Origin of the sequence: Azoarcus sp. DN11, assembly GCF_003628555.1 — a bacterium.
In the GTDB taxonomy this organism is placed as follows: Bacteria; Pseudomonadota; Gammaproteobacteria; order Burkholderiales; family Rhodocyclaceae; genus Aromatoleum.
This window is the reverse complement of the sequence record NZ_CP021731.1, coordinates 2,473,316-2,490,466: the sequence shown is the minus strand read 5'-3', so window position 1 is coordinate 2,490,466 and position 17,151 is coordinate 2,473,316. Positions and strand designations below refer to the sequence as shown.

The window sequence follows — 17,151 nt, the reverse complement described above, 5'->3', positions numbered from 1 at the left end:
GACAATGTCATTTTGTGGACGGATGCCCCGTCGCGCCACCCACGGTGGCCGGCGCTTTCGGAGCCGCCGACGTTTTGATGGCGCGCGCCAAGGTTGTGTGTTGCTGCGCCCACATCGGCGTGGCTGGTAGCCACGTCAGTAGCGATAGGAGGGACAAGATATTCATGTTTATTGACTCCTTCTATGCATTCTTAGACGGTCTCATCGTAATCACTCGCCGGCGCAGACTGGGCCGGTTTGGCGCCGAGGAACATCATCTGCAGGGCTGGTGCCACCACCAGCAGCATGACAGGGCCGATCAGCATGCCGCCCACCACCACAGTGGCCAGCGGCCGCTGCACCTGGCTGCCAATGCCGGTCGATAGTGCGGCCGGCAGCAGGCCGATGCAGGCCGATAGCGATGTCATCAACATGGGACGCATGCGTTGGCTAGCTGCATTGAACATCGCCTCCATCGGTTCCTGTCCTTCCGACCGCAGTTGGTTGAAGTATGTGATGACGAGGATGCCGTTCATCACTGACACACCGAACAGTGAGACAAAGCCGATCGCCGCCGACACGCTCAAGGCCAGGCCAGACAGATAGAGCGCCACTACGCCGCCGGCAATGGCGAAGGGTATGGCCGCGAGCGTCAACAGGCTGTCGCGCAAGGAATTGAAGAGTGCGTACAGGAGCACCAGGATGATAACCAGGGCGATCGGCAGGATCACCGCCAAGCGGTCCTTGGCCTGCTGCAGTTCTTCGAATTCCCCGGCCCATTGCAGCCGGTAGCCCTGCGGCAGCTTGACCTTCTGGGCGATACGCACCTGCGCCTCGGTTACTGTGCTGCCGAGGTCACGGCCGCGCACACTGAACTTCACCGGGATGAAGCGCTCGTTGCGCTCGTGGTAAATGTAGGAGGCGCCGGTATCCAACGAGATGGTGGCCAGATCCGATAAGGGGATGTAGGAAGTTCCGCCAGCGGCGTTCTGGTATGTCACCCGCAACTTGCGCACAGCATCGATGGACTTGCGGTACTCCGGCGCCAGACGTACCGTCAGCGCGAACTGGCGGTCCCCTTCCAGCACTGTGGTCGCCTGGGCGCCGCCCATGGCGGCCTGCACGACGGTATTGATGTCGCCAGCGTTGAGGCCGTAGCGCGCTGCCTTGGCGCGGTCCACCGTTACGTTCAGGTTCGGCTGGCCAAGCACGTGGAACACGCCCAGATCCTCCACCCCCGAGATCTGCGCCATCTCATGCTGCACCTGGTCGGCCAGTTTCTCCAGGGTGGGGAGATCCCGGCCAATGATCTTGATGGAATTGGCGCCCTTGATGCCCGACAACCCTTCCTCGATGTTGTCCTGGATGTACTGCGAGAAGTTGAACTCCATGCCGGTGAACTCGTTGGCGAATTCCCGTTGCAACTCCGCCACCAGCTGGTCTTTGGTCCGGCCGGCCGGCCAGTCATCAAAAGGCTTCAACGGCACAAAGAACTCGCAGTTGTTAAACCCCGAGGCGTCGCTACCGTCGTCCGGGCGACCATGCTGGGACACCACAGTGATGATTTCCGGATGGCTCTGGAGGATCTCGCGCATGCGGTTCACCGCCGCATTGCCAGCGTCCAGCGAAATGGTGGGGGCATGGTGACGCGTATCCACAAATTGCCTTCTTCCAGCGCCGGCAAAAACTCGCTGCCGATGCGCGGCACCAGGAGTCCGGCCAGCAGCAGGAAGACAACGCCCAGGCCGACTGTGGTGCGCCGGCGCGCCAGCGCCCATTTCAGTACAGGCGCGTAGATACGGCGCAGGTGCACCACCAGCCAGGTTTCAGTCTCCTCGACATGCTTTGGCAACAGATACGAGGACAGCACCGGAGTGATGGTGAAAGTGGCGATCAAGGCGCCGGCCAGCGCATAGCCATAGGTGCGCGCCATGGGCCCGAAGATCTGCCCCTCCACCCCCTGCATGGTGAACAGGGGGATGAAGGCGGCTACCGTAATGAGGGACGAGAACAGTACCGCCCGGTCCACCTGCAACGCGCTGATGAAGATCATGCGCAGGCGGTTGGTCCACCCTTCCGCACCGTCCATGTGCATACGCAGATGGCTTTGCGAGTAGTCATCGATGAGGCCCTGCCGGTCGGCGGCGCTCTTCTGGAAATTGCGGAAGATGTTCTCGACCAGGATCACCGCCGAATCGACAATGATGCCGAAGTCCACCGCTCCGACGGACAGAAGGTTGGCCGATTCACCCGCTAGGACCAGCATGATGATGCTGAAGAACAGCGCGAACGGAATGTTGGCGCCGACGATGAGCGCGCTGCGCAGGTCGCCAAGGAAGATCCACTGAATGAAGAACACCAGCAAACAGCCGAAGATCAAGTTGTGCAGCACCGTATACGTCGTGACGCCGACGAGCGTGGAGCGGTCGTAATAGGGCTCGATTTTGACGCCTGACGGCAGGGTGCCGTCGCTGTTGATCTTTTCCACTTCCTGCTTGACGCGGGCGACCACGTCGTTGGTTTGCAGGGTACGGTTCATCACCAGCACGCCGGTCACCACGTCCTCGTCGCCGTCGCGCCCAGCCTGACCCAGGCGTGGCACATAGCCGATGCTGGCCTTGGCTACGTCCTTCACCAACACCGGCGCGCCATTGGTCTGGCTGAGGACCACCTTCTCGATGTCCTCCACCTTGTCGATCAGGCCCACACCGCGCACATTGACGGATTGTTGGCCAATATTGATGGTGCGGCCGCCGACGTTGATGTTGGCATTGCCCAGTGCGGCGATGAGTTGCGGCAGGGTGACGTGGTAAGCCTGCAGCTTGTGCGGGTCGGCCTCGACTTCATATTCTTTGGTAGTGCCGCCCCACGCAACCACCTGCAGAATGCCCGGCACCGTCAGGAAGCGGCGCTGCAGCACCCAGTCCTGCAGGGTGCGCAGGTTGGTCAGACCGAAGTGCTTCGGCCCCTTCAACTGATAGCGGTAGATTTCGCCCACCAGGCTCGACGCCTGAATCTGCGGCTGCACCCCATTGGGCAGGGAAACGTTCTGCCGCAGGCTGTTGGCAGCCTGCGTATAGGCAAAGTAGTAATCGATACCGTACTTGAAGGTGACGCGGACGAACGACAGGCCGTAAAAGGAGGTGGAGCGGATGCTTTCCACGCCGGGCGTCGCCGCCAGCCCCACTTCCATGGGCACTGTGTAATAGCGCTCCATTTCCTCGGCGGAGAGACCAGAGGTCTGCGCCGTGATCTCGAGGATCACCGGCGCCGGATTCGGATAGGCTTCGATATTGAGCTTGGTGAAGGCAGCGATGCCGGCACCGATAAACACAATGAGGCCGAGCAGGATGATGGGCCGGCGCAGCAGCGCGAAGGAGATCATTGACCTCAGCATGGGAGGGCTCCGGTCAATGCATGCGCCTGAAGACGATCAACGTTCATTTCGCCCCCAGGATGCGTGCGTTGCTGAGGAAGAGTGCGCCATCGGCGGCCACCAATTCTCCCGCCTTCAGTCCGTCGACGATCTGGTCGACGCCATCACGCTGGACCCCCAGTTTGACGCTCCTTGCCGTGAAACGCCGCCGATCGGTGGTCACCCAGACCGTCATGGTACCGTCGCCTTCGCGCACCACGCCGCTGACTGGCACGGCCGGCCCCCGCACCGACTCGCCGGTGCGCACGATGAATGTGGCGAACATCTGGGGCAGCAATTCGTTCTTCGGGTCGCGCACTTCAGAGCGGATGGTCACCCGGTGCGTGGAAGGATCCACCGTCGCGCCGATATTGCTGATCTTGCCGTGGAATATCCGCCCGGGGTAAGCCTGCAGGCGGACATCAACCTCTTGGCCCAAGCGCATGAAGGGCAAGTCCGCCTCGGGGACGCTCGCCAGCATCCACTTGGTGGACAGGTCCGCAACGGTATAGGGTGCGGGGGTTCCGCCCGGCTGCACCAGGGTCCCAGGGGCGGCATTGCGCGCCGTCACCTGGCCATGAATGGGGCTCGCTACAGGCATGTGCGCGTCGATGCGACGCTCTTGCACGATCCGATCGATTTCCGACTCGCTCTTGCCAAAGATCTTGACTGCATCGCGGGCCGCTTTGAAGGCGCCCTCGGCGGTCTGCTGATCCGAGACGACTTGTTGGTAATCCTTCTCGGCAATGCCCTGGACTTCATAGAGCGCCTTGGCCCGGTTGAGCGCGCTCGTCGTCAACTTCAGCACGCCCGCACTGGCGATCAGCGTCGACTCAGCCTGCACGAGGTCCGGGCTGTCGATGACAAACAGGGGTTTGCCCTTCTCCACCTTGTCCCCGGTCTTGGCGAACAACTGCACGACCCGGCCCTGATAGGGTGGCGACACCTGTACCGTCATGTCTTGATTGAAGTCGATGTTGCCGACGGCCTCCTTATCCACGGCGAACTCCCTCTCATCCACCGCCTGGATGGACACCGACTTGAGCTGCGCATCGGTCAGCAATATGCTTTCTTCAGCTGGAATGCTGGACGGTTTGGCCGTCTCCAGGGGCTGCTGTGCTGCTATGGCGCCCTGTCCGTTATGACCGGCCCAGAGGTACGTTCCGCTGCCGAGCAGCACTGCCACTGCAGCGACGCCAAGTCGCCGTTTTCCTTGCGAGAAATCCATGACCGACATCCTGGCTGAAATCGAGGCCCGCCCTGGCAAGGGCGCTGATGGTTGGTGGCCGCGACAGGCAGGACACGCCGGTGCTCGCATATGCGCTGGGCAACGGCGTCGTACATGACGACTAGCCGGCCGGGATCATAGCCACGTCATGCGTTCCTTTTCGTTACCATTTGGAAAGGTTGAGGCCCTCCATCGGCAGTAAAGGCCGAATTGTATGAATTCGGCTTTTCGACAGGCTCCGATGGTCGTCTCAGGTCCGCAAGGCGGGGAGTTCGAGGATGCGGGCATTTTCGATCGGCAGCAAGGTGAAGCCCATTGCTTCGACCTGTTCGGCGAATGCGGGAAATCGACGCGAACCTTGCCCAGTCCGGCCTTGATAGTGAGTTCCCACAAGGACACGCTGCTGACGAAGACTTCGTCGGCAGCTTCCACCACGCTACGACCTTCCGCGGTGACGCATGGGTCGCGGGCCTGTCACCAGAACGGGAAATGCGTGTCGGGCAGCAGCCTCACCGGCCGGATCCGGGGACGCAGGCGTCACCTTCGACTTCTTGCAGGCAGGTAGAGAGCTCCTCGACCGGCGCCTCGAAATTGTCAGCCATCTGCCAGTGCTCGGCGTACCGACCGCAGCGCGTCGGGGTCGAGCACGCCGGTACGCGCGCCGTCGCACAGCGCCCCGCGAAAACCCGCGAAGTCCGGCGCCAGCAATGCGAGGCGGGGCAGATGGTGTTCGCGCAGCGCCCCCGACAGCCCGACGAGCTTTCCCGCGCCCCGCACGCGTTCGACGAACGCGGCGAGCGCGGCTTCGCTCACGCAGTCGAACAGGCTCCCCGCCCGCTTGTCCTCGGTGTCGGCCATCAGCGCGGGAAACGGCAACCGGCAGGCGGCTTCGACGAGGGCCGGGTCGAGCCCGCGGTCGGCAATGAACACCGGCACGACCGCCCACTGCGAGTCCGCGAGCCGCGCGAGGAGCGCGCGCTGCGCCCGCGCGTCGCCACCGGCGATGCCGACCTTGACGTAATCGACGCCACACGTGCCGACTGCATCCACGCGCGCGTCGATCTCGTCGGCTGCGTCGGCCGGGTAATCGCCGATGGTCGCGCTCACCGGCACCACTGGATGTGCGTCGCGCAGAGCGGCGACGATCTCGCGAATGCGTTCGATCGCGAGCCCGCCGAGTGCGCCGGCGCGCGGCTCCTTCAAGTCGATGAAATCTGCCCCTGCGCCCGCGGCGGCCAAGGCTTCGTCGCAGTCACGCACACTCGCAAGCAGGCGGATCATGCTGCGGCCCGTCCTGTGCCGGAGGCTGCGGCGCGATGCGCGGCGACCGCCTCGGTGAGCCACCCCCACGCCTCGCGCTCGGCCGGCCCGGCGGTCTTGTCGATCGCGATCTGCAGATAGGCCATTTCGCTGTCGACCTTCTCGGCCGGCAGCATGCGCAGCCGGCTCACGAGCACGGCCCCTTCGACGACGGCGGCCTGGGCGCGGTTGAAGCCGGGGAACGGCGCGTGTGTGCGCTCGCACACGCGGGAGAAGTGCAGCACCGGCCGCTGCGGGCCCTCGTCGCAGGCGTCGAGCCGGAGTTCGACGTGCGCCAGCGCACCGGCGAGGCGGTGCCCGGCGATGCGCTCGGCCGGCACCGTCGGCCAGTCGCGCCGGCCCGTGACACAGCCGGCGAACACGCGCACGTCGGTCGTGAGGTTCATCACCGCGACGCCGCTCGCGAGGATGTTGTCGAGCGTCGCCGACGGCCGGAACGGCATCAGCACGACCTCGTCGGACACGTAGCGCGCGCCCATCGGCGCGCAGTGCGGGCGCCCGTCGGCATCGACGGTGGTGACGATGGTCTCGAAGATCATGGGTGCTGCGCGACCTCGGGCGCGTGATTCGATCGGGATTGGGATAAGGATTGGGTGGCGGGCGCTTGCTTCGTCGGCCCCGGCGCGCACTGGTGCAGCAGGTCGTCCGCGCGGCGCTCGGTCGCGCAGCCCCAGTCGAGCGGCTGGTCCTGCACGTAGCGTTTGCCGAGCGACCATGCGATCTCGGCCCGCGCGAGCTCCACGCCAAGGTAGAACGCGTGGCCGGTGTCGCCGTCGAGCTTGAGCTGCGGATAGAGCGCGAACGGGTCGGTATCCACGTGGTGGCCGTCGCGGTTGTAGATGTGCAGCCCGCGCTCGGAAACCTGCACGCGGAAGCTCGGGTCGCGGATCGCGGCGGCGGTGGCGTCGATCTCTTCGGGCGTGTCCGGGAACGGACGCTTCGCGTGCACCGTCATCAGCGCGTCGGTCATGCCCTTGGGCAGCGAACTGCTCTCGCGCGCTTCGTACATCATGCGCCGGGCGACGTCGGCTTCGCGCACCGCGCGGCGCGCATGCGAGCTGACCTGCGTCGTCAGCACCGCGCCGGCGCGCAGTTCGGCGGCGATGCCGAAGAGGATCGCGTTGATGCCACTGGTGTCGGCCTCGGTGAGTTCGGTGACGTTGCCGATGCCCATCATGATCGCCACGTCGGGGAAGCGCTCGCGCAGCCGCTGGTAGCGGCACAGCGAACCGAGCAACCCGAACGGGATCGGGTCGAGGATCGCGTCGGCGAGGAAGGCCCGCCCACGGCGCGAGAGCGTCTCGATCGCCGCGTACAGCGAGGCCTCGTCGCCCGGCTCGCGCGGGATCAGCACCGGCGTGGCGGCGACCTCGTCGGCGATCCACAGCGTGTCGGCGGTCAGGCTCAGCAGGTAGTCCGCGCCGGCGCGTCCGCCGCGCAGCAGCTCGTCGGTGTCCTGCGAGTCGACGCTGACCCGGAAGCCTTCCGCCTTCAGCGCGACGACCGCGTCTTCGAGCTGCGGGAAGGGAGTCGCCGGCAGGCAGCCGAGGTCGATGACGTTCGCACCATCTGCCGCAAAGCGCCGCGCGCGCTCGACGATCGCCGCGATCTCCAGGCGGGGTGCGTCGACGATCTCGGCGAAGATGTCGATATCGTAGGTATCGAGGCGCCCCGCGGAGGGGCTGCGATTGAAGTACTGCGGAATGTCCTTGAGCTCGTCGGGCCCGCGCTCGACCGGCACGCCGTAGTGCGCCGACAGCGCGTCGAGATCGCCGCGGCAGCGCCCCGGCACGAGCACGCGGTCGGCCGCGACCGGCGCGGGGACGCGGCGGCGGATCATGTCGGCCGTCATCAGGCCGGCCACCTGCAGGCCGATCTCGCGCACTTCCCACGTGAAGGGCGCGGGCGCCATGCCGGTGAGCACGCGTTCCAGGGCGGGCTGCGCAAGGCGTCCCGTGAGCAGGACAATGTGTTCCATCAGGCCTCCCGCCGGGCTCGTGGGGGCAGATTCATTTCAGCGAAAGCTCCGCAAGACGTTCATTCAGGGCCTGTTCCAACGCGGCGACCGATTCGACGACCACGCAGTGGTCGATGCGGCGCAACCGAGCCACGTTCTCCAGGTCGATGTTGCGCGGGCGCAGCTCCACCCACTCGCGCGGGCTCTTCGTGACCACCACCGGCTCGGTGTCACACGCAAATACGATGCCGGGGATGCCGAGCTTGCCCGCCTGCGCGAACATGTTCGTCGGCAAAGTGTCGGAGATGCCCACCGCGCATTTCGCGACGGTGTTGCTGGTGGCCGGCGCGATCACGACGGTGTGATAGACGTCGTCGTACAGCATGCCGACGGGCACCGAGCTCGCGCTCTTGTCGCGGAACACGCGGAAGCGCTCCTTCATCGCATCGATGCGGTGGCCGTACAGCGGCAGCACCTCCTCCGCCGCGGCCGACAGGAAGAAATCGACGTTCGGCAGGCGGAACGCGAGCTCCAGCGCTTCGTCGAGATAATGCCCCGACCCGGTCAGCGCCCAGGCCCAGCGGTCGCGCTGCGCGGCATCGCCCGCGGTGCCGCCGGTGGGGACATGCTCCTCCGGCACATGCGGCGGAGCAGCCCCCGGAACGTCGTCACTGGACCGGGAAGTCGCTGTGGGAGAGCGGGATGCGTAGTCGGTGCAATCGGCGATACAGGGTGTTTCGACTGATGTCGAGGGCTTTGGCGACATTGCTCACATTCCAGCGTTGTTGTTCGAGCAGGCCGAGCAACACCGCACGCTCGCTGGCCTGAACCGGATTGAGCGCCGCCAATTCGTCGTCCCCGTAATCGCCACCGGGCTCGCTGCTTCCCGCCGTCACTTCCGGTTCGCGCAGCGCGGCAGGCGGCGCGGCCAGCGGTTCGGGCCGTGTTGCGATGCGTTGCCGCAGGGCCGGTGGCAGGTCCTCGAGCCGCAGCCGGTCGCCCGCCGCGAGCACGACCGCGGTTCGCAGCACGTGGCGCAGCTGGCGAAGATTGCCCGGCCACGGGTGGCTCATCAGCAAGGCCTCGGCGTCCGGATCGATCGTCATCCGCTGCCCCGCTGCCTCCTCCTGCAGGACCCGGTACAGCAGCTCGCGCTTGTCGGCGCGCTCGCGCAAGGGCGGCAGCGACACCTCCAGGCCGGACAGGCGGTAATACAGATCCTCGCGGAACACTCCGTCGGCGACGAGCTTCGGCAGGTTGCGGTGACTTGCGCTGACGAGCTGGAAGTCGACGGGGATCGTCTCCTCGGTGCCGAGCGGCGAAATCTGGCGCTCATCGAGTACACGCAAGAGCCGGGCCTGCAGCGTAAGCGGCATGTCGCCGATCTCGTCGAGAAACAGCGTGCCACGGTCGGCCTGCAGGATCTTGCCGCGCCGCCCCGTGCGCTGCGCTCCGGTGAAAGCCCCGGCGCGGTAACCGAACAGCTCGCTCTCGATCAGGCTTTCGGGCAGCGACGCGCAGTTCACGGCGACAAAGGCGCCCGATGCGAACGGGCTGCCCTTGTGCAGGGCGCGCGCGAACACTTCCTTGCCCGCACCGGTCTCGCCGTGCAGCAACACGGGAATCTGCTTCGCGATGACGCGCGCGGCCACATTCAGCTGCGAAGCGATGCGATCGTCGCCGAACGAACATTCCGGCCCGCGGACAGGGGGCAGGCTGGCAACAAGCTGTCTCGCGCCGGCGCGCTCGACGCTCGGCACGGACAACGTCGCCGGCTCCTGCGCGACGACGAAGAAGCGGTTCGAGCGCTGCGTGCAGAAGGTCGGCACCGGATGGAAGGAGCTGCGGGCGCTGCGCTGCAGGATGTCCGCCAGGGTCGTCTGGAACACCTCGTCGATCTTCTTGCCGCGGATCGCATGCACCGACGGATAACCGAGCTGGAACAGCGCGCTGCGGTTGGCCGCGCGGATGCTGCCGTCGTCGGCGACGACCAGCTTGCCCTCGTGCAGCGTGTACACGAACTCCGGGCGGCTGTGGAAGTGGACCGGGCACGCTTCGCGAAAGCGCAGGTCGAGGAGCCGATTCTCGATCATCTGCGCGGTCATGCCGAGCAGCACCAGCGAGTGCTGCTGCATCAGCTGCGAGCGGCTCGTGACGTCGAGCACCGCGACGAGGGCACCATCGGGATCGAAGATCGGCACGGCCGAGCACGTCAGCGACGTATAGACGCCGAAGAAATGGTCCTGCTGCCGCACCGCGACCGGCTCGCCCACGACGAGGCAGGTGCCCATGCCGTTCGTGCCGACCGCCGACTCGCTCCACACCGCGCCGGGGCAGAAGCCGACCTTGCCCATCTCGCGCGCGAACTCCGGCGCGGCCACCATGTGCAGGATGGTGCCTTCGGTATCCACCAGCACCACTGCCGACTCGCGGTCGCCGAGCTGCTGGTACAGGGTGGTCATTTCGAGTTTCGCGCAGTCGATGACGTCGGCGGAGTGCTTGCGCCGCTCTTCGAGTGCACGTTCGGCGAGCACCGTCGGGTGCAGGGGCTTGTCGGGGTCGAGATGGTAATCTTTTAGACAGCGGGCCCAGGAGCTCGTCACCAGATCGTTGGTTCCGCTTCCCCGCCCTTCAACCACCTCATGGACCCGGTGCGCATGGCCCCGGGGCTCAAGCATCGACGACATCACAACGGTCTCCTCCTCCAAAGGCCTGCGTCTCGTCCGCTTCCGGCGCAAGGTGTCTGACGCACCTCATCGACCTTCGCGGCCACCGTTTTCCCTGGCGACTACCCGGGGACGCCCCGGCGGGCGGCGATTTATTTGTGGGCAAACTACCCCATCCGGCATTTGGAGTATAAGCCGAGTTCCGCCCGGCGACGACGCAAAAGCGGATCCTTATATTGCGCACCGCAGCATCCGGCGCAGTTCGCCGATATGGCGCGAATCTCGCTTTGACCGGAGCGGGTGACACAGGTTTTCCCGTCGAACGTGGCACCCCCCTTCCCCCGAAAACCTCTCGCTGGAGCGCCGCCTTGCACGCCACCCATCCCCTGCTGCGGATGCCGACAGACGCTGCATCATCCGTCGCTGGCGCTCCCGCTGCCATGGACGTGATTTTCATCGACGGTTTCCGCGGCAACACCGTCATCGGCATCTGCGACAACGAACTGCACGAGCCGCAGCCGATCCGCATCGATCTGGCCGCCGGTGTGCCGCGCGCGCTGGCGTGCAGCACCGACCGGATCGGCGACACGATCGACTATGGCGAGGTGCGCGCGGCGCTGCGCGAGCTGTTGCAGACGCATCGCTTCCAGCTCCTCGAGGCCTTCGCTGAGGCCGTCTCGAACCTGCTCCTGACGCGCTTCGGCGCCCACTGGCTGCGGGTGGCGGTGACGAAGCCGGGCAAGTTCGACGACGTCGATGGCGTCGGTGTGGTGATCGAACGAACGCGCGCAGTGCCGGATCATCTGCCGCGACGCACCGCCGAAGTCCTGCACCTGCTCGGCACCGGCCTCGTGCCGCACCCGCGCACCGACTGAACGGTCGTAGCAAGCAGCAAAAAAGCCGAAGGACGTCTTCGGCTTTTTTGCATGGGCGCGGCCGTGCAGGCGGCCTGCCACCATTGTTTATACGTGCGCAGCGAACGGGTGCGCCATCGAGGATTTCTTCGCGACCACTTCCGCCGCCGTCGGCTGGCCAGCCACGGCCCGCTGGATCGACTCGCGCGTCGCCTGGTAGTTGTAGTCCTGGATCTTCTTGTCATCCTCGGCGAGCCAGTGGATGAAGACGCCGACGCAGATGAACAGGTTATCCGCCTCGCTCGCCGGAATCGTCCCGTCCTCGACGCTGTCCGCAACCGCCATCGCGACCCCGCGCTGCGCCGGACCGAACATCTGCACGGCCTGCTTGGCGCCCTTGATCGTGACCTTGTTGAACATCACCGTTGCCGGTTTCGTCATCAGGTTGGGCGCGACCACCGCAAGCAGCGAGGTGAAGCCGTCCTTGTTGTTCGTCAGTGCGTGGCTGAACGCCGATTCCGCGGGGCTGCCGCGCGGCCCGATGATGAGGTCGATATGCGCAACCTCGTTGCCGTCTCCCACCAGCGACTCCCCTACCAGCATGCGATCGATTTTTGCCATTGCATGTTTCTCCTTTGAGTGTTTCACCCGATGTCCCTCATCGGGGGGACACCGAAGTTCCGGACGTCGGACTGGACCGATGTCGGAGCAAGTGAATTCACGTTTTATGCCAACTTTCGGCCACGCGCAGGCCGATCACGTCCGGCTGCAGCAATGCGCCCGCAAAAAGCGTGCAAACGGTCAGGTCCGCGCTCGTTCCAGGGTTGATTCCCGCGCTTTTCAGGTGCTCGTCCCACGCCGTGAATCCGGCCGACTCCCCCGCTCCGGGCTCGCAGCGGAAGCGATCCAGCCACGCGGCGGCCTCGGCGGTGACAGTCTGCGCCGCGGCGCAGCCGAGTTTTCGAACAATGTGTGTATCGGGCCAGGTGCCGAGAAAGACGAGGAAAACCGATTGCACCGCGTGCGCGAGACGCTCGCCTGTCAGCGCTTCGGCGCACAGCGCGGCGAGGCCGTGATCGAACACGTCGGCATAGCCGTTGGCATACTGGCGCGCGATGCTGTCGCGCCCGGCGGCGAGTGCCATGGCGGCGCGTAGATCGATCGTGGGTTCCTCCGCGACGTCCTGCTCGTCCGACCGCCCGAGCCCGCCGGGGTTCGCGAGGGCGATCGCGCGATAGGCTGCGTGCGCGTCGTCGATGTCGAGGTTCGCGAGCACCGTCTGCAGCGTGCGGCGCAACGCGACGGGGTCGATGCACCGCGAAGCTTCCCGGCTTGCGACGGCCTCGAGCGCCGCCGCGATCGGCGCGCACAGCAGCAGGATGCCCAGGTTGGTGTTGCAGCCGACCGCCGCACGCGTCGCCGCGACCGCTGCCTCGATGCGCTCGCCGACGGGCGCCCCGCGGGCAAACAGCGGCCCGGCGGAGACTTCCGCGCTCGCGAGAAAGGCCTGCGCCTGCATGCCGTGGCCGCCGGAGTGGCGGCTGACGTTGCCGGGTTTGCGCACCGCGACGTCGAGCCCGCAGGCCCACAGGAACGCGGCCCGCCCGTGGGCAAGCCGTTCGTCGATCGCGCCCACGCCGCTACCCTGCGCGCTCAAGCGCGTCGACCGGCGACAGGGCGACGCCCAACCGGCGGCCGAGGAGATCGTCGACCATCGCCTGCGCGATGTCGAAACCCGTCACCGACTGCAGCCCCCGCCACGCTGCGACCCCATTCACCTCGAGCACCTGCGCCCCGAGCGGCGCGCTCGCGTCGGGCACGAGATCGACCCCGGCGTAATCCATGCCGAGCGCCGTGGCGGCTCCTTCTGCAAGCGCTGCGAGCGCGGGCGTGACCGGCGCTGCCTGGCAGCGAGCCCCTTGTGCGACATTTCGGACCCAGTGCGCGCTCACGCGTCGCATCGCCGCGACCGCCCGTCCGCCGACCACCAGCACGCGCCAGTCGAAACCCGGCGTGCCCGGCCCTTCGGGCTGCGGCACGAAGCGCTGCAGATAGGCGAGCCGGCCGTAGTCCGCGAGCCCGGGCAGCGACACCGGGCGCCCGTCGACGCAGCCGACGCGCTGCAAGCCCTTGCCCTGCGATCCGAACAGCGGCTTCAAGACGAGGCAGCGGCCGGCCGCCGTCTCGGCCATCACCAGCCGCCGCGCCTCGGCCTCCGACTCCATCGCCCACGACGGCGGCGAAGCGATGCCGGCGCGATGCAGCAGGAAACTCGTCATCGACTTGTCGACACTGCGCTCGATCGCCCGCGCATCGTTATAGACCGGCACGCCTAGCTCGCGCAGCGCGTGCAGAATGCCGAGCCGCTTCGTGACCTGTTCGAGGCTGCCGCCGGCGATGCCGCGCACGATCGCGGCCACCGGCAGCGTGCGCCCGAAGCCGGGGATCACGATGCCGGGGCCGGCCCGGGAGATGTCGAAGCGGCAATCCTCGAGGTCCGCGCAGCGGCCTTCGTAACCGCGGCGCGCCAGCGCCCGGCGCAAGCGGGTGGTATGCCAGCCTGTCTCGTCGGTCAGGATCGCCACGCGGGGGCGCCCGGGCGCCGAGAGGTCGAGGGGCGTCATGCCTCGTCCAGCCACAGACGGCGCAGCAAGCCCATGTCGAGCTTGCCCGCGTGCCACGTACACCCGCTCGCAAGGCTGCTGACCCAGACCTCGGCCGGCGCGAACAGCGCCCCGTCGATGCGGTAGAAATCGTACTCGTAGTCGCGGAAGATGTCGGCGAACGAGCGTCCGTAGTCGCGCGAAGTCGATGACGGCAGCTTGTGCGCGAGGTCGCGCGCCGCGTCGTCATCGCCCGCGACCGTCAGATGCACCTGGCCGCCGTAGAGGATCGCGTCGTTTGTGCGCCCCATCGCGATGCCTGTGTCCGGGCTCGGCGCCGGCAGCGGCGCGCGGGCGCTGCCGTCGACGATGTCGCCGAGCGCAAAACCCAGCTCGTGCGCCTTGTGCAGCGCGACTTCGAGCACGCGCGCGACGACCTGCGTCGAGCCGGCGAGGCTCGTCGTCGGCGTCAGCACCAGCGTGAGCTGCGACGGTTCGAGGCCGCAATCGCGCAGGATCTTGTCGATCACGATCGGCGGCGGAGTCCGGTCGACCTCGAGCACCAGCACGGCGGGGCCGACGCGGTCGCGGTAGCCGAGCTCCTCGAAGAGCGGTTCCCGGCAGGCGAGCGCGCGTGCCGGGCCGGAGCCGAGCGAGAAGAACTTCCTGCCCCCGCCCTCCTCTTTGCTCGCCGACAGGCTCCAGCCCGCGTACTGGCTCGCGAGGCACGCGAGCACTGGCTGCGAACTGGCGACCTCGACCCAGGTCGGCCAGCCGCCCTCGCTACCGCCCTCGCCGCCCGAGGCGAGGCGCACGCGGCCGAGTCCGCCCATGCAGATTTCGCCGATCGCGAGTCCCGCGGCGACGCTGCCGCGCGTGCCGATGCCGGCATCGACGATCGTGACGCCCGCATCCGTCCGCTGTATGTCGAGCCGCCACTCGTCCGCGCGGCCGATCAGCCGGGTGACGAGCGGTGCCGCGAGTTCATTGACACTCGAGCGCTCGGCCGCGAGCACCTTCGCTGCTTCGTTCATTCGCCTGCTCCAGGAGGAAAGGTATCTGCCGGCGCCGCTGCGACAGTAGCGCCTCGACTTCGTCTGCGTCGCCGCCCGCGGCGGAGGCCGTGCACAGCGGTTCTCCGCGCGCGATGCGCGTGCCGCTCGCCGGCAGGTCGTGGCACCACGTCTGCTGCGCGAGTGCGGCCGATTCCGGCGCGCCGACGTTCCACGCCCGCTGTGCGAACACGGTCTCGAAGCCGCGCACGCCCGCGACGGCGCCGTGCGGGTCGTGCGCCGGCAACCGGCCGCCGCAGCTTGCCTCGACATGGGCCCGCAACAATCCCTCCGGTATGGCATCGGGATACAGCGCGATGCTCGCCGGCGGGCGGGGGTTGAGTTCGATCACGCGGATCTCGTCGTCGTCGAGCAGGAAGTCGAGCCCGTTCAAGCCGCGCAGGCCGAAATCGGCAACAAGCGCATCGAGCATCGCCTCCAGCGCGCAACGGACGGACGGCGCGACGCCGACCGGCCCGATACAGCCGTGGAACACGAAGGGACGCCCGCAGAACGGCCGCACGATCTGCATATTGACGCCGACGAGCCGGGTACGGCGGCCGTCGGCCACGAAGAGCGCCGACATCGGCACGCCCGCGGCGATGCGCTGGTAATAGATCGAAGATTCCGCGTCGGCATCGTCCGGACGCGCCGCACGGACGTCCCAGCCGCCGCTGCTCGCCGCGTTCTTGCGCAGCCAGCCGCGCGGCGACGGCGGACGGTCGCACCGGGTCTGCGGGTGCGGAATGCCAAGGGCCGCGAGCCGCCCGTAGAACTGTGCCGGATCGCGCACGCGCGCGGCGACCTCGGGCGGATTGCCCGCAAGCGGCAGCACCGCCTGCCCTGCCGCGAGGAGTTCCGAATGCCCGTCGAAACCGCTCCCCGCCACCCACGCCTGCGCCCCCGCGGCGCGGGCACGGCCCAGGGCGTCGACCAGCGCATCGCCGTCGATCGCGAGACTCGCCGCGTCCCCGATCGGCAGGCACGCCTCCGCCGCGCGCCGCGTGTCGCGATCCGCGAAGAGATCCAGCGCGATCGCCCGATAGCCGCTGGTACGCGCGGCCTCGGCGAGCATGCGCGCTGAGAGTCCAGCGACGACGAGCAACGGAGGCACGCGGAGCTCAGCCATTAATGGCCTTCTTTCTCGGCGATGACTTCGCGTGCCATCGCGAAGGCTTCGCGGAAACCGAGATAGACCGGTTTGTCGCCCTCGCGCATCGAGCGCAGCAGCCGGTGCTCCACCTGATACTTGACGTTGCCGATCGCGAGCGCGCCGATGCCCACACCCTTGCCCTCAGGCAGCTGCTTGCCATCGTCCATGACACCGACCCCGGCGATCCCTTCGGGCGGCACCGCATTGACGTCCGCTGCGACGAGTAGGTGGGCGGCCGCGGCGCGCTCCGCTTCCGAGACGACCTGGACGCCGGCCACCGACGCCGCGAGGACGATATCGGCCCCCGCGAGTGCCGCACGGCGTGCGTCGGGCATGCTCGCATCGGCACCGGCCAGCACGCAGCCGAAGCGCTGACCGGTCTCTGCGGCTGCGGCCTCGGCCGACGACAGTTTCGCGTGATGGCCGAGCGACACCTCCGCACCGAGCCCCGCCGCAAGCACGCCGGCGATGCGTCCGACCGTGCCGGTACCGCCGAGCACGAGTACCCGCTTGCCGGCGAAACTCGTGTCATGCGCACACTTCAACTGCCGCTCGACGCAGGCGACCAGTGCTGCCGCGGTGGTGTAGGAGCCGCTCGGATCGGCCATCACCGACACTTCGAAGGGCGGCACCATTGCGGAACGTGCGGTCTCCAGCATGTCGGACGCGAGCATCACGTTGCGCCCGCCGATGAAGATGCCGGTGGCCTTCACTCCCTTCGGTCCGCGCGAGAAGATCGCATCCTGCGTGAGGCCGCGGATCTCCGCGGCACTCACGCCGCAATACGGCACGACCACGTCGTAGCCCGCATCGACCGCCATGTTGATGTCGAAGGGGCTCATCTGGGCAGAAGGGGTGAACATGTGGAGGATGTATCGGGCTGGCATGGGTCCGTCCGTGGCGAAAAAAATCGATAAAAAGGGA

13 protein-coding genes and 1 pseudogene are annotated in these 17,151 nt (G+C 67.1%); 1 reads left to right on the top strand and 13 read right to left on the bottom strand.

Annotated elements, in window-relative coordinates; genetic code table 11:
* Positions 1-191: 191 nt before the first annotated feature.
* The 7 genes and pseudogenes from CDA09_RS23650 to CDA09_RS11340 all read right to left on the bottom strand — a co-directional run bounded on the left by CDA09_RS23650 (position 192) and on the right by CDA09_RS11340 (position 10,586).
* A pseudogene (locus tag CDA09_RS23650) lies at positions 192-3,364 on the bottom strand (efflux RND transporter permease subunit).
* Positions 3,365-3,419: 55 nt separating this feature from the next.
* Positions 3,420-4,622, bottom strand: a complete 1,203-nt coding sequence (locus tag CDA09_RS11370; protein WP_121428728.1) for an efflux RND transporter periplasmic adaptor subunit — start codon at positions 4,620-4,622, stop codon at positions 3,420-3,422.
* A gap of 594 nt (positions 4,623-5,216) precedes the next feature.
* Complete coding sequence (locus CDA09_RS11360; protein ID WP_174718436.1) at positions 5,217-5,903, bottom strand: (5-formylfuran-3-yl)methyl phosphate synthase; 687 nt, start codon at positions 5,901-5,903, stop codon at positions 5,217-5,219.
* Complete coding sequence (locus CDA09_RS11355; protein ID WP_121428727.1) at positions 5,900-6,481, bottom strand: DUF447 domain-containing protein; 582 nt, start codon at positions 6,479-6,481, stop codon at positions 5,900-5,902. Before CDA09_RS11355 ends, CDA09_RS11360 begins: the two co-directional genes overlap by 4 nt.
* Positions 6,478-7,920, bottom strand: a complete 1,443-nt coding sequence (locus CDA09_RS11350; protein WP_121428726.1) for a DUF6513 domain-containing protein — start codon at positions 7,918-7,920, stop codon at positions 6,478-6,480. The genes CDA09_RS11355 and CDA09_RS11350 overlap by 4 nt, the downstream gene beginning before the upstream one ends.
* 31 nt (positions 7,921-7,951) lie before the next feature.
* Positions 7,952-8,539 (bottom strand): flavoprotein, encoded by a 588-nt coding sequence (locus tag CDA09_RS11345; protein WP_286164085.1) that lies wholly within the window; start codon positions 8,537-8,539, stop codon positions 7,952-7,954.
* Positions 8,540-8,567: 28 nt separating this feature from the next.
* Positions 8,568-10,586: a sigma-54-dependent Fis family transcriptional regulator gene (locus CDA09_RS11340; protein WP_121428724.1), complete on the bottom strand. Its 2,019-nt coding sequence runs from the start codon at positions 10,584-10,586 to the stop codon at positions 8,568-8,570.
* 419 nt (positions 10,587-11,005) lie between these two features.
* Here CDA09_RS11340 and CDA09_RS11335 point away from each other — a divergent pair, with 419 nt between their 5' ends.
* Complete coding sequence (locus CDA09_RS11335) at positions 11,006-11,440, top strand: dihydroneopterin aldolase (RefSeq protein ID WP_121428723.1); 435 nt, start codon at positions 11,006-11,008, stop codon at positions 11,438-11,440.
* 87 nt (positions 11,441-11,527) lie between these two features.
* Here CDA09_RS11335 and fae read toward each other — a convergent pair whose 3' ends face one another.
* The 6 genes from fae to CDA09_RS11305 form a co-directional block, all read right to left on the bottom strand.
* Positions 11,528-12,040, bottom strand: coding sequence for a formaldehyde-activating enzyme (gene fae / locus CDA09_RS11330; RefSeq protein WP_121428722.1), 513 nt, complete (start codon positions 12,038-12,040; stop codon positions 11,528-11,530).
* Between the two features lie 97 nt (positions 12,041-12,137).
* Positions 12,138-13,055 carry a triphosphoribosyl-dephospho-CoA synthase gene (locus CDA09_RS11325; RefSeq protein ID WP_121428721.1) on the bottom strand — a complete coding sequence of 306 codons (918 nt, stop codon included), beginning with the start codon at positions 13,053-13,055 and terminating at the stop codon, positions 12,138-12,140.
* Positions 13,056-13,059: 4 nt separating this feature from the next.
* Positions 13,060-14,043: an ATP-grasp domain-containing protein gene (locus CDA09_RS11320; protein ID WP_121428720.1), complete on the bottom strand. Its 984-nt coding sequence runs from the start codon at positions 14,041-14,043 to the stop codon at positions 13,060-13,062.
* The gene (mch, locus tag CDA09_RS11315; protein WP_121428719.1) at positions 14,040-15,056 is read right to left on the bottom strand and encodes a methenyltetrahydromethanopterin cyclohydrolase; all 1,017 of its coding nucleotides are present in this window, start codon (positions 15,054-15,056) and stop codon (positions 14,040-14,042) included. Before mch ends, CDA09_RS11320 begins: the two co-directional genes overlap by 4 nt.
* Positions 15,007-16,203 carry an ATP-grasp domain-containing protein gene (locus CDA09_RS11310; protein WP_286164477.1) on the bottom strand — a complete coding sequence of 399 codons (1,197 nt, stop codon included), beginning with the start codon at positions 16,201-16,203 and terminating at the stop codon, positions 15,007-15,009. Before CDA09_RS11310 ends, mch begins: the two co-directional genes overlap by 50 nt.
* Positions 16,203-17,114 carry an NAD(P)-dependent methylenetetrahydromethanopterin dehydrogenase gene (locus CDA09_RS11305; RefSeq protein ID WP_121428718.1) on the bottom strand — a complete coding sequence of 304 codons (912 nt, stop codon included), beginning with the start codon at positions 17,112-17,114 and terminating at the stop codon, positions 16,203-16,205. The genes CDA09_RS11310 and CDA09_RS11305 overlap by 1 nt, the downstream gene beginning before the upstream one ends.
* Positions 17,115-17,151 lie beyond the last annotated feature (37 nt).

Coding starts and splice junctions, on each gene's coding strand:
- fae (WP_121428722.1), bottom strand. CDS start 12,040: ATGGCAAAAATCGATCGCATGCTGGTAGGGGAGTCGCTGGTGGGAGAC.
- mch (WP_121428719.1), bottom strand. CDS start 15,056: ATGAACGAAGCAGCGAAGGTGCTCGCGGCCGAGCGCTCGAGTGTCAAT.
- CDA09_RS11310 (WP_286164477.1), bottom strand. CDS start 16,203: ATGGCTGAGCTCCGCGTGCCTCCGTTGCTCGTCGTCGCTGGACTCTCA.
- CDA09_RS11340 (WP_121428724.1), bottom strand. CDS start 10,586: ATGTCGTCGATGCTTGAGCCCCGGGGCCATGCGCACCGGGTCCATGAG.
- CDA09_RS11320 (WP_121428720.1), bottom strand. CDS start 14,043: ATGACGCCCCTCGACCTCTCGGCGCCCGGGCGCCCCCGCGTGGCGATC.
- CDA09_RS11335 (WP_121428723.1), top strand. CDS start 11,006: ATGGACGTGATTTTCATCGACGGTTTCCGCGGCAACACCGTCATCGGC.
- CDA09_RS11360 (WP_174718436.1), bottom strand. CDS start 5,903: ATGATCCGCCTGCTTGCGAGTGTGCGTGACTGCGACGAAGCCTTGGCC.
- CDA09_RS11350 (WP_121428726.1), bottom strand. CDS start 7,920: ATGGAACACATTGTCCTGCTCACGGGACGCCTTGCGCAGCCCGCCCTG.
- CDA09_RS11355 (WP_121428727.1), bottom strand. CDS start 6,481: ATGATCTTCGAGACCATCGTCACCACCGTCGATGCCGACGGGCGCCCG.
- CDA09_RS11370 (WP_121428728.1), bottom strand. CDS start 4,622: ATGGATTTCTCGCAAGGAAAACGGCGACTTGGCGTCGCTGCAGTGGCA.
- CDA09_RS11305 (WP_121428718.1), bottom strand. CDS start 17,114: ATGCCAGCCCGATACATCCTCCACATGTTCACCCCTTCTGCCCAGATG.